A 13,336-nucleotide genomic window follows, 5' to 3' on the forward strand; every position below is an offset into this window, starting at 1 on the left:
TACAATTTTTTTAAGCAATAGACACCCCAGCCTCGGTCTTAACCGAAATGGCACAAAACATTTTGTTGACTTTTAAGTTCATTTGATTTCTAGTAGTTTTTGGGTATAACAAATATGCAAATATTTTTTTTATTACACAAATAAAATTCAAGAATTTAATTACAAAATTCGTTGAAAATGTGTTTTTTAACGACAAAAAACATCTTACAAAAACGAAAACGAAATAACAAAGGTAAAAAACTTACAAAAAAGCTAATTTTTTCTTCATGACTCCATTTGACAAATCAATTTATCAAAGAACTTTTTTCTCTTTTTTCTTTTTTTTAACTAAAAAATTAAAGCCAAACAGCTTCTTTGCTCCTAATTCGCTCCGCAATTTTCAGAATATCGGTTATAATTCCTCTAGAAATCGCTTGTTTGCAAGGCGGAGCACTTTGAATTACGATAGGAATGTCGGCATAAGATTTAGTGAAAATTTCAAAAATGGCATCAGAACCTTTCAATTGTCCGATTGGAGAATCTACTGGTTCCGAAATCAACTTAACTTCCAAAATCCCTTTTTCAACATCAAACTCACCCACATATCTCAATACATGATTTTCTGCTTGAGTAATTTTGGTGATTTTAAAAGATTTATCGAGAGCGTCTTTGTTTAGCACTCCGTTTTTCTCCAAATGCTCTTCGGTTATAAATGGCTTGATTTTAATGTCTGAAAGTTCAAAATCTTTTCCTATTTCTCTGGCCAATATCAAAAGTTTTCTTGCTGTATCGTTTCCTGACAAATCTTCTTTAAAGTTTGACTTCATTAATCCTAAAAGACTCGCATCTTTTAAAACAGATGAAAACGAAACTTCTTCTGATGAAAATCGATTAAAAACATAACTTAGATGATCAGAGAAAACACCTCGAATTTTTGTGATTTTTTCGCCCGAATAATACAAATCTCTTAAGGTTTGCAAAACGGGAATCCCAGTTTCGACAGAGGTTTCATATAAAAACTCTTTGCCATGCTTTTTAAGATTCGCTCGTAGTTCTTTATATAAGTCAATCGGGAGCGTATTGGCTTTTTTGTTAACCGCTACAATATTGAATCCGTTTTTGATTAGTGTATTGTAATGCTTTACCAATTCATCACTGGCTGTTGCATCTACAGCTATCAAGTTTTCAAATTCGTTTTCTTGTGCAAATTCGACAATATCTTCTACTTTAAAAGGAACTGCCAATTGTCTAAAATTGGTTTCCCAAGCATAACCAACGCCTTCTTTCTCAAAAAAAGCAACCGTCGAATTGGTTATTATGGGAAAATGAAAATCGACATTTTTGCTTTCAAGAAAAAACTCCTGACTTTCGACAATCTGATTAATCAAAGTACTTCCGATATTTCCAATTCCGAAAAGGATAATGTTTATTTTAAGCTTTGACATAATTTCTATTTTTTAATTTTTGAAACCATATAAGAGATATAAGTTCATTTAATATTCCAACGTTTATCAGGTTAGACGCACTACGGTGCTTCTCTACAAAATGCACTTATATTCCTTTTAGGGTTTAAATTTTATAAAGATGCTTTTCATAAAAAATTACCTTTAGCAAAACCACTCGCTAAAGGCAATTTTTCAAACAAAAAACAAAAAAACCTAATTTTTATTGATGCTGAATTGAGAAAGCGAAACGCTCTCAAAAACAGTTTGCAAATCAGCAATTAAATCTTCAATATCTTCAATTCCCACAGACAGACGAATCAAATCTTTAGAAACGCCTGTTTCTATTTGTTCTTCATCTGTTAATTGCTGGTGCGTAGTACTTGCTGGGTGAATAATCAGCGATTTTGTATCGCCAATATTGGCTAGCAGAGAGAATAATTTAGTATCATCAACCACTTTTTTAGCAGCATCAAAACCTCCTTTTAATCCGAAAGTGATAATACCGCTTTGTCCTTCTGGCAGATATTCTTTGGCCAGATCATTATATTTACTCGATTTTAAACCTGGATAATTCACCCAAACCACCTCATCTTGTTTTTCTAACCATTCGGCTAGAGCCAAAGCATTTTCACTGTGTTTCTTAATTCGAATTGGAAGTGTTTCTAGTCCCTGAATAATCTGAAAAGCATTAAATGGACTTAAAGCAGCACCAAAATCACGCAAACCTTCAATTCGAGCTTTTGCTATAAAAGCTGCATTTCCTAAGGCCTCATGATATACTAATCCGTGGTATCCTGCAGATGGCTCGGTAAATTCAGGAAATTTCCCGTTTGCCCAATCAAAGTTTCCAGCATCAATGATAACGCCTCCTAATGAAGTTCCGTTTCCTGCGATATATTTAGTTAAGGAATGAATTACAATATCGGCACCATATTTAATTGGGTTTAATAAATAAGGTGTCGCAACTGTATTATCTACTATAAATGGCACTTTGAATGCTTTGGCTTCTGCCGAAATTGCTTTTAAGTCTAGCACATCTAATTTTGGATTTCCAAGAGACTCCACAAAGAAAGCTCTTGTATTTTCTTTTGCTGCTTTGGTAAAATTTTCAGGTTTTGAAGGATCTACAAATGTGGTAGTAATTCCTAATCTTGGCAAGGTAACTTTTAATAGATTGTAAGTTCCTCCGTATAAACTATTTGAAGCAACAATATGATCTCCCGCTTTTAAAAGTGTCAATAAAGTTGTTGAAATTGCAGATGCTCCAGAAGCCGTTACTACAGCTCCAATTCCGCCTTCAAGTGCTGCCAAACGCTGTTCTAAAATATCGTTTGTCGGATTGTTTAATCTCGTGTAGATAAATCCAGCTTCGGCAAGACCAAATAAATTGGCTGCATGATCTGCGTTATTAAATACATATGATGATGTCTGGTAAATAGGCACGGCTCTTGTTCCTGAATTTTTAGTAACGTCGTGACCTGCATGTAATGCGTTTGTTGCAAATTTTTGTGTACTCATGATTTCTTAGTTTTTTAGGTATTTTTAATACGTTTATATATATTGTAATTGATATTGCTATTGAATCTGAAATTGATTTAAGCCAAAATATCTTCAGCTTCTTCTTCAAGATCATATAGATGAAACAGTAATGATTTCTGCGTTTTTATCTGCTGTGCAGGATCATATTTTGGAGTTTCAGTTGATACTTCTTCCGAATTATTATTTCTTAATAAGTATTGAAATGCGATTGTATTTATATCTAGTGTATTCATGATTTAAAATTTAAAATGTTGGAAATAAAAAAGCCCTTTCGGATGGCGACCAAAAGGGCTTATAGTTTAACTATAACAAAGATTGTCTCTTTCACTTTTGGCAACAGCAAATTGGGATGCACATTTGCATCATCTCACAACACATCATATTTCTTTTTGCTATTGTTTTCATTTTGATTTAAAATTTGAATTCGACTATTTTTTAAATTCGACTAATTCGATAGAGTAAATGTAATAAGTATTTTTTTAACGACCAAATTAAAATTGAAATTTTATACTATTTTTTTTAGAATCTCTTTCAAGCCTTTTAAATAAAGGCCTGAAAGAGCCTATTTTAATTAAAATTTAAAGCTTAAGCGTGCAAAACCAAATCTTCCGTTTAACCCAAATTGAGAAACTGCTCTTGAATAAGCAAACTGATTCGCATTTGTCAAATCTGTACTTGGCGCAGGCGACAAAGTTGGAGTTGTATTTGTAAAGGCAGGAGTTGCAGGATTATTTCTGTCTGGATAAACATCTCCTATATTATTCACTCCAATTGTAGCTCTCAAATGCTCGTTGATCTGATATCCTAAAGACAAATCGGTAACCAATTTTGCGCTGTATTCTGGATGTTCGTACACAGAAGAAAATCCGTCCAGATTAACATCTGTTGCTCCTGGATCTGTAACTTTTCCGAAATAGCTGTTTCTTAAATAGATATCTAGTTTTTTAATATTGAAAGTAGTCATCAAATTGGCTTTCAATTTCGGAATCGCTTCTTCTAAATATACTCGGCTTGATTCTGGGAAGAAAGAATAAATGTAAGGTTCTCCTCCTGCATTCACTATAGATTGCGGAATATGCAGATCCCCTACTCTTTTGGTTTCATTAAAGCTAAATGCAAAATCGTTTCTAATTGTGAAATCCTGAATTACATCGTATTTCTGAGAAATTACCAAATCAATCCCTTTTGTTTCAGAATCGATTCCGTTTGTCCAGAATGAAGCTCTTTCTACGCCTTTCAAATCAAATGCTTGTTGAAACAAAGTCAATGCCTCTGCTTGTTCTGGCGAAGTTGCAGCACCGATTTGCGCATCTGTTGGTCTAGAATATTGTCCAGACAATACAATTCTGTCGTTGATTCTTGTAAAATAAGCATCAGTTGCAATGGTTATGTTAGCTTCAGGAATTTTGAATGTAAATCCCGTACTGATGCTTTTTGATTTTTCTGGTTTTAAACTTTCAATTCCAATACTTTTTGCCGCTTGTGAATCGTTTGTAAAATAACCCACTTGGTATGGAGATCCATTGATAAACTGAGTAGAACTTGACTCAAAATATCTTTGCTGCAAAGAAGGCGCTCTAAAACCAGTTTGTCCAGAAATTCTCCAATTGATATTATCATTTAATTTTAAAAGAGAAGCCAGTTTGAACGTAACCGTATTTCCAAAATCTGAATAATTTTCATAACGCGCAGCTCCATTTATAAGCCATTTTTCAGTGGCATTCAATTCTAAATCAACATAAGCGGCACCACTTTTTCTGTCTTTTTCTTTAGCATCCGAAGGCTGAAATCCTGAAAATCCTTGCGCTCCTGCTCCACGTTTGTTTCCGAAGAAGTCAGTTACAATCAATGGTGAATTACTTGGCAGAATTCCTGAAACTAAATTTCCGTTTACATCATATAATCCGTAAGAAGCTTCTTCTCCTGCTTTAATTTGGTAGTTTTCATATCTGAATTCACCTCCAAAAGCAACGTTCAGCCCAGAAAGAACATCCAGTTTTTTGCTAAAGTCCAAATTGGTAGTGCTCTGTAAAAACGAAACTTTTCCGGCATCAAAGCTAAAAGGAGAATTGGTTCCTAAAGTCGCGTTGATAGAATTATTCACATCATAATTAAAAGAGTTTGTTCCTAAGTTGGTGCTTAAATCGGTATCAAACCCAAATAATTGTGTATTTACACCAATTGCTGCTGAAGCATCTAAAATTTTTGATTCAATTTCTGGCAAGAATCCGTTTTGATACACTTGCGTGAAAGTACCAGAACCATTTGGCAATCTATTGAACGCATACGATTTACCTCCTCTATAAGAAACCCCTCCAAAAGAATATAAAGAAGTGGTTTCGCTCAAAGGATATTTAGCATTAAAATACAATTGTCCTGCAGCCAATTCTGACTGCCCAACACTCATATTATAATCACTTCTCTGCTGACCTCTGTAAGCCAATTCATTATTAGTTACGTCAAAATTTAAAGCCGTCTGCATTTGCGCAATTGTTGATGCAGATGCAATAGCATTTTGTTGTGCTGTTGTAAAATAACCTACTTGCGGCGCATATTGTTTTAAAGAAGACAAAATCTGAGCCGAGTTTGCAGTTGTATTAATATTGCTAAACAAAGAGTTGATTTCTACTCCATTTTGCGCCGCTCTATTTTCAACGGCATTGTAAGCATTAAAAATTCCATTACTTCTTATTCCTGCTCTACTCGTTGCTTGTCTTGTTACCGCAGTTCCTGTAACATTTAAGAAACTTCCCGGTTTACCTAATGAAGTTCCGTAGTTTAAATCGATTTGGGCAGTTTGACCGTCTGCTCCTCCTTCAAAATTATTTGATCCCGAAGACAAATTGGCTCCATACTGAATTCCTCCTGTCAAATAATTAGCGTTTTTCTTTAGAACAATATTAATGACTCCTGCAATCGCATCAGAACCATATTGTGCGGCAGCTCCATCTCGTAAAACTTCTATTCTTTCTATTGCAAAAGACGGAATTGCATTTAAGTCTGTTCCTACAGACCCTCTTCCTGGCGATCCGTTTATGTTTACTAAAGCACTTGTATGTCTTCTTTTTCCGTTTACTAAAATTAAAACCTGATCTGGTCCTAATCCTCTTAATTGTGCAGGGTCAACGTGGTCTGTTGCATCTGCTGTAGATGTTGGGTTACTCGTAAACGACGGCGCAACATAATTTAAAATTTGAGTTACACTCGTTTGCGGTGCTCCTTTTGTTATTTCTGATACGTTAAAAACATCAACCGGAACCGGCACATCTGTTTTAACTCTGTTTTTACTTCTTGATCCAATAATAGTAACTTCAGACAGTTCGTTGTTTTTTAGACTATCCTGCTCTTTTTTATTGTCCTGAGCATAAAGTCCTGAAAAAGTCACAAGACCTAAAACGATTAGTACATTTTTCTTCATTTCTTTTTTTACTGATTAATTATTGTTTTTGGCTTAAAAAAAATCTTACAGGTTTATTTTTGGCATAAAAAAAACCTCTGCGGTTCGGCAGAGGTTCTATTTATATTTTTATTGAAAAATAATTACAATAGCGTCTCTGCGGATAACTCCGGCATCTTACAAGACATCATATTGCAAACTGTAAATCTCATTTGTTTCTTTTGTTTTAACGGGGCAAAGTTGCAAACTATTTTTTAATCGACCAAACAAAAAACAAATTATTTTCTATTACCCTATCAAAATAGTATGTTATTGTTAAATTTCTGCTAGAAAAAATAAAAAAAGTTGAACTTTAATTTGCAAATCAAAATGGTTTCATACCTTTGCACCCGAAACAGAGGAAAAATTTGAACTGATTGCAACCTCTTCATAATGAAATGATTTCGTTATGAATGCTGAAAGATTCATTTCAGTAGTAAAAAATGCTAAAGCAGGAACTCTCCTTTAGCCCTTTTTAGCAATTACTTTCCCTGCTTAAATTTTTAAAAACTAATATTTTATTATTACATTATTATGGCTTATTTATTTACGTCAGAATCTGTTAGTGAAGGGCATCCAGACAAAGTTGCAGATCAAATTTCGGATGCATTAATCGATAACTTTTTGGCATTTGATGCTGATTCTAAAGTAGCATGTGAAACTTTAGTTACTACAGGTCAGGTTATTTTAGCAGGTGAAGTAAAGTCGAATACTTATCTTGATGTTCAGCAAATCGCTCGCGAAGTAATCCGTAAAATTGGATATACTAAAAGTGAGTATATGTTTGAAGCGAATTCTTGTGGAATTCTTTCAGCTATTCATGAGCAATCTGCAGATATTAACCAAGGTGTTGACAGAGCTAAGCCAGAAGAGCAAGGTGCAGGTGACCAAGGAATGATGTTTGGTTACGCTACAAACGAAACTGAAAACTTCATGCCGTTGGCATTAGATTTATCTCATAAATTATTACAAGAGTTAGCTATTTTAAGACGTGAAAACAAAGAAATCACGTATTTACGTCCAGATGCTAAATCTCAAGTAACTTTAGAATATAGCGACGATAACAAACCAACTCGTATTGATGCGATTGTAATTTCAACTCAACATGATGATTTTGATGAAGAAGCTACAATGTTGGCTAAAATCAAAAAAGATATTATCGAAATCTTGATTCCAAGAATTATCGCTAAAAACCCAGAGCACGCTCACTTATTTAACGATAAAATCAACTACCATATTAACCCAACAGGAAAATTCGTTATTGGAGGACCTCACGGAGATACTGGTTTAACAGGAAGAAAAATCATTGTTGATACTTACGGTGGAAAAGGTGCTCACGGTGGTGGTGCATTCTCTGGAAAAGATCCAAGTAAAGTTGATAGAAGTGCTGCTTATGCAACTCGTCATATCGCTAAAAACTTAGTTGCTGCTGGTGTTGCTGACGAAATCTTAGTTCAGGTTTCTTACGCAATTGGAGTTGCTGAACCAATGGGAATTTTCATTGAAACTTACGGAACTTCTAAAGTAAACTTAACTAACGGTGAAATCGCTAAAAAAGTAGAGGCTATCTTCGATATGCGTCCTTACTTTATCGAACAAAGATTAAAATTAAGAAACCCTATTTATAGCGAAACTGCTGCTTACGGACACATGGGACGTAAACCTGAAACTGTAACTAAAACTTTCTCTGCTCCAGGCGGAAACGAAAAAACGGTTACTGTTGAGTTGTTTACATGGGAAAAACTTGATTTTGTTGACCAAGTAAAAGCTGCATTTGGATTGTAATTCAATCTAAATTTTAAATACTAAAAAAGGCTGTCTAAAATTTTAGACAGCCTTTTTTTTACTTCTATAATTACTAAAACTAGTAAGTTCCGTTGCTCATTTTAGTTAAAACTTCTTTCATTTGATTTGCAGTTTCTTCATCCATATCACTAGTGATAAACTTTACTGCTAAAACTTGCGTTTCAATAGCTTTGTCTTTTTGTCCATCTTTATAATACAATTGCGCTAAAGTGTCTAAATAATACGGATTGTTTTTAGAGATCACCAAACTATATTCAGACCATTTAATAGCATCTTTAATAAAGTTTGAATTTTGTGGTTTTAACACAACTGTCCATGCCGCATTGTTACAGATATCTGAATGGTAAAGTTTGAATGAATTCCATCCATCATAAGAATAGCTTGAACTTGAATCTAATCCAGAAAAAATAGCGTCTAATTTTTCTATCGGACTTGTTCCTGCTAAAGTATTATCAAAATAAGTGTTGAACTCTTTTAAATAAGTTGTGTTTGAACCGTCCTGATCTTCAAGCTGGCCTAAATAATAAAAATAGTTTCTGTAAGAATCGAAATTCCCTTTTCCAGAAGCAATAATCTTTTTATAAATAGAATTGATCTTTTCTTTATTCATCTCTCCAGAAACGCCATCTTGAGCAAGATATAGATTTTGCTGCAATGCATCTGAAACTTCAGAAACCACATTCCCAATGGTATGAAGTTCTCCTTGTTTGCTATTAAAATCTGCACGATTACGGTCAATATCTTCTGAGTGATTTAGCAAATAATCGATTGCTAAGAAATCTGTATCGTTTAGAATTCTATCTGTACTAAAAAGCTGTTTTGTAAATCCTTGGTTTTTGATTTCTTTAATAATCGTTTCTACCAAATACATATTGGCAACTTTATCTTTTTGATGCGTTTCAATCAACTTTTTCCAAGTTTGAGCCACCTCTTTTTGATTTAAAGCTGTTTTTGTAATTACAAATTCAGTCGAATTAGGATCGTTTACTGTATAATCTGAATCATAATCATAAGATGTTTCTAATAAGGCTGCCTTATTAAAAGCTGCAATTAAATCTGAGTCTGAAGCTTTTTTGTTCTTTAAAACTTTATCTATAGAAAGGAATGCATTTGCTCTCTGAAGTTTTCTATAGAAATCTCCATAATAACTAAATTGATATTGTTGCGTAGTTAAGTCTGATTTTGCAACAGCAAGCAGATCACCACTTCCATTTAAAATAATTACACTTTGGTCGCTTGCAATTTTATTGTTTTTAAGCCATTTTTTATCATCGGCTCCAGCCAAATAATAATTGTAGATATCATAAAGAGCATTATAAGAATCGTACATATTATATCCCGTCTGGGTTTCCTGCTCCTTTACAAAAGCATCAAAATTTTCTTTTGCAATCTTATCCTTATGGTCAACTACAACAACCAAAAACTTGTTATTTGCCGTTTTTGTAGATTCTATTGCCTTTTTTAGATTGTTTTCAACTTTTAATTTAAAATCATATTTGGTATACGCTGGCGGAGGAATTGTCGCATCAACTGCGGCAGCATCAACTATTACAGCTGCACTATCCACAGCTACTCCAGAACCAAAATCATCATTTATTAAAACATTTTCTTTTCCTGGATACGTCCAATTTTTTATGGTTTGATTTTCAATGGGAACAACTGTTGGAGCTTTAGCAGGTTTCTCCTCTTTTTCATTTATAAATACCAAAGGATCTTTTCCGTATTGATCAGAAATTTTCAATTCTCTTGTTCTTTTATCAAAAGATCCAATAAGATTTAAATCGCTTAAAACTGCCATATCATAATTGATCGTCACTTCCGAAACATCTTTTGGCAATGCATATTTACTCACATCGCTTTTTCCGTCATAATCTTCGTAAACCAAATAAAGGAAGTTGGTTTTCTCTATTTCAAAATCTAAATCTGTTTTAATATAATCAGGATCTACTTTCGTTTTTATATCAGAAAGTCTCTCGTATTGCACCGATTCTGCACCTTTTTGGGTTCCAATATAAAAAGAATAATAAGATGGATTTAAGAATTTAATCTTAACTTTTTTTGCCTTTTTATCTTTAGCAAAAGTAAGATCAAATCTATTTGTTTTATTTTCAGTGCTTTTTAAAAAAACTAGCGAATCGCCTTTAATCTCGTAACCTCCCGAATAAAAAACCAATTCGTATTTATTATCGTCTAATAAATTTAGCTTAATCTTTCCTCCTTTATTTGTAGATAAATAAGTTCCTTTTTCGATGCCATTTGTTTGAGAGAAAGAGATAGAAATTCCAGCAAACAGGAGCGATACACTCCAGATAAAATTGCGCATGATTACGTTTTTTGTCGTTAATACTATATCGCAAAGATATTTGATTCTTCATTAAACAAATCACAAAAACCACAATATTAGCACCAAAAATACTACAAATTGTATTTCATAGAAAATATGACATAACGCGGCTGAACTGTGTATTGAGAAACTCGAGTCGAGAACTGAGAAAAGCTGTCGTCGTTAAGATAAGTCGTGTTTAACAGGTTGGTTGCCGAAACTTTATATTCCCATTTGCTATTCTTTTTTTGATAAACCAAACTCGCACTTAAGAAATCATATTCATTATCGACCATTTTATCTCCATTATAATAATGATAGAATTCGTATTCTGAAACAAAAGAAAAACTATCCAAGAAATAATAGTCTAATCTTGCAAATGGCTTGTCGGTGTAAAAAGTTGAACCACTGTATTTATTAACCAAAAGATTATAACCAAATTCGATATTAGGAAGATTTTTATAATTTGTTGAAGCTTTAACGGTATAACTTTGACTGAAACTTTCTGTAGTTGATAATTGATTGTTTTGAATATTATTGAATTTCGACCAATTAAAACTAGCATTGACAGAAGCTTTATAATTTTTTAAAAACGAACGCCCGTAATTTCCCATTCCTGTAAAAGTTTCATCGGCCAAATTGGAATTGTAAGGAACAGAAGACTGATTAATTCCGTCAAAATTAGCTTTTGTTTTAATCGCATCTACTTTTCTTGTATAAGTTGCATTGGCAAAAATATTCTCAAAATTGAACATGTTATATTTAAAATATCGAAGCGAATGCACTTGCGAGGTCGCATTTTCTAAGAAACGATTTCCGCGAAAGAGACTGCTGTAATCTGACAGAACATAACCCGAAGCCAATTGATTAATATCGGTAAAATCGTTTGTTAAAGAGAAATTATAGGTAAGCGTTTCCGATTTTTTGATTTGATATAAAGCAAAGAAATCAGGAAGGACCTTTACGAAATTCTGAGAATAATCGGTTCCCAATTGCCCATTTGTCATTTGATACGTATGCACACTAACCCCAGGCGTTAATGTAAATTTCCCTGTTAGAATTTTATAATGAAAACCTAAAAAGGCATCATTAAAACTATAATCAACATCATTATTATTTTCAGGATCATTTAAGTCATTTTTATCTCCATTATCTAGCATTTGAAAAATGTGAGAATTGAAGTTTTGATACGAATAGGTATTTCCTACTGTAATATTGATGTTACTTTTTGGCGTTACCATATAATAGTAATCCAATTTGGCATCCAATTTATTGGTTTTTACAAAACGATCTTGGTTCAAGTCGTTTCGATTTTGTCCCGTAATATATCCTGATAAATCAAAAGGCTGTGTTCTTAAATTGGCATTATAAAATGGATTTTCGTCTTGATACAAATGCTGCATTTCAAAAGCAAAAATATTTTTACTGCTTTGCGTGTAATACAAACTCAGATTTTGATTGATAGAAGTTGGATCTTGTTTCTTTTGAGTTAAAATAGTTTCTACCGCAGAAACATCACTAACAACCGATTCACGAAGCAAATCTGTATCTTCATTCTGTTTTGATAATTTGGTCAGGATATCATAATCAAACTGAAATTTATCATTTGGCTTGTAAGTCGAACTCAGTTTAAAAAGTCCCAAATTATTCTTTTGATGCGTCATTTCATCACGTTTCTGCTGATCTCCAGAATCTAAAATCGTAGTTTGAGATTTGGTTTCTAAATCTGTTTTTGAAGTTGAAAGAATTCCGAAACCACTTATATTCCAAGCTTTATTTACAGAATAAGCGAAGTTTGTTGCCCCAAATTTGGTTTCGATTTCTTTAGCGCGATTATTTCGAAGCAATGAAATCCCTAAATCATTTGAAGAAACATTAAAATTGCTTCCGCCTTTTTTCATCATATTTTTAAATCCGCCCGTGAACTTAAAATAATCTTGTGCAGTAAGTGGTAATTCTCCGATATTATTAAAATTGGTAATTAAATTAATACTGTATTTTGGACTGTAATAAAATAGTTTCGGATTAATAATATAGCGACTATCCAATTCTGCAACTCCAATTCCAGCAGTCACATCTCCAAACCAAAAGTTCTTTTTTCCTTCTTTTAATTTGATATTCATTGCCACATTATCTTGATCGTTTTCTAGACCTTTAAGTGCGCTTACTTCGTTGTAATTTCTTAAAACCTGAACCTTATCAATAGCATCGGCCGGAATATTTTTAACGCCTAATTTGGTATCTCCGTCAAAAAAATCTTTTCCTTCCACCATCAATTTACTGACTTTTTTCCCTTCAACTTCGATTTCACCATCGGCATTTACCTCAACTCCGGGCAATTTCTTCAGAACATCTTCGAGCTTTTTTTCTGTTCCCGATTTAAAAGAATCTGCATTGTAAACAATTGTATCGCCTTTTATAGAAACAGGCATTTCTCGAACAATTTCTACACCTTCCAATTCGATTCCAGCACCATCCATAACAATATTTTGAGTCATGTTCTCAGCCTTTGTAACTACAGCTATTTCCTTAGATTTCATTCCCAAATAACTTAATTTAATAGTGTAAGCTGTATTAGGTTTTAAAGTAAGCTGGAACTTTCCTTTATCATTGGTGATTCCGTATGAATCCATTGCTTTGGTGCCATTGTTAATCGCCATGATATTGGCCATTTCCAACGGATTTTTCTGTTCGTCTTGAATTAAACCATCAAAACGGATACTTTGCGAAAAGGAAATAGATGTAAAAAGTAAGGCAAATAAAAAAAGTGTCTTATTCATGATAAGAATATTGGAAGTTTGGATTTTG

7 protein-coding genes are annotated in these 13,336 nt (G+C 33.3%); 1 reads left to right on the forward strand and 6 read right to left on the reverse strand.

Going from position 1 to position 13,336, the window contains the following annotated elements:
- Positions 1 to 335: 335 nt before the first annotated feature.
- The 4 genes from NCC77_RS02785 to NCC77_RS02800 form a co-directional block, all read right to left on the reverse strand.
- Positions 336 to 1,424: a homoserine dehydrogenase family protein gene (locus tag NCC77_RS02785; RefSeq protein ID WP_250834266.1), complete on the reverse strand. Its 1,089-nt coding sequence runs from the start codon at positions 1,422 to 1,424 to the stop codon at positions 336 to 338.
- Positions 1,425 to 1,637: 213 nt separating this feature from the next.
- Complete coding sequence (locus tag NCC77_RS02790; RefSeq protein WP_250834267.1) at positions 1,638 to 2,942, reverse strand: O-acetylhomoserine aminocarboxypropyltransferase/cysteine synthase family protein; 1,305 nt, start codon at positions 2,940 to 2,942, stop codon at positions 1,638 to 1,640.
- Positions 2,943 to 3,019: 77 nt separating this feature from the next.
- Positions 3,020 to 3,196: a hypothetical protein gene (locus NCC77_RS02795; RefSeq protein WP_250834268.1), complete on the reverse strand. Its 177-nt coding sequence runs from the start codon at positions 3,194 to 3,196 to the stop codon at positions 3,020 to 3,022.
- A gap of 338 nt (positions 3,197 to 3,534) precedes the next feature.
- Positions 3,535 to 6,381, reverse strand: a complete 2,847-nt coding sequence (locus tag NCC77_RS02800; RefSeq protein WP_250834269.1) for a TonB-dependent receptor plug domain-containing protein — start codon at positions 6,379 to 6,381, stop codon at positions 3,535 to 3,537.
- 552 nt (positions 6,382 to 6,933) lie between these two features.
- Here NCC77_RS02800 and metK point away from each other — a divergent pair.
- Positions 6,934 to 8,184, forward strand: coding sequence for a methionine adenosyltransferase (gene metK / locus NCC77_RS02805; RefSeq protein WP_035645622.1), 1,251 nt, complete (start codon positions 6,934 to 6,936; stop codon positions 8,182 to 8,184).
- A 79-nt stretch (positions 8,185 to 8,263) separates the two neighbouring features.
- Here the strand turns inward: metK and NCC77_RS02810 are convergent, their stop codons facing one another.
- Together NCC77_RS02810 and NCC77_RS02815 are read right to left on the reverse strand one after the other, a co-directional pair.
- Complete coding sequence (locus NCC77_RS02810) at positions 8,264 to 10,528, reverse strand: CDC27 family protein (protein WP_250834270.1); 2,265 nt, start codon at positions 10,526 to 10,528, stop codon at positions 8,264 to 8,266.
- Positions 10,529 to 10,620: 92 nt separating this feature from the next.
- On the reverse strand, positions 10,621 to 13,308 hold the full coding sequence (locus tag NCC77_RS02815; protein ID WP_250834271.1) for a carboxypeptidase-like regulatory domain-containing protein: 2,688 nt from the start codon (positions 13,306 to 13,308) through the stop codon (positions 10,621 to 10,623).
- Positions 13,309 to 13,336 lie beyond the last annotated feature (28 nt).

The organism is Flavobacterium tyrosinilyticum, from assembly GCF_023656565.1.
In the GTDB taxonomy this organism is placed as follows: Bacteria; Bacteroidota; Bacteroidia; order Flavobacteriales; family Flavobacteriaceae; genus Flavobacterium; species Flavobacterium tyrosinilyticum.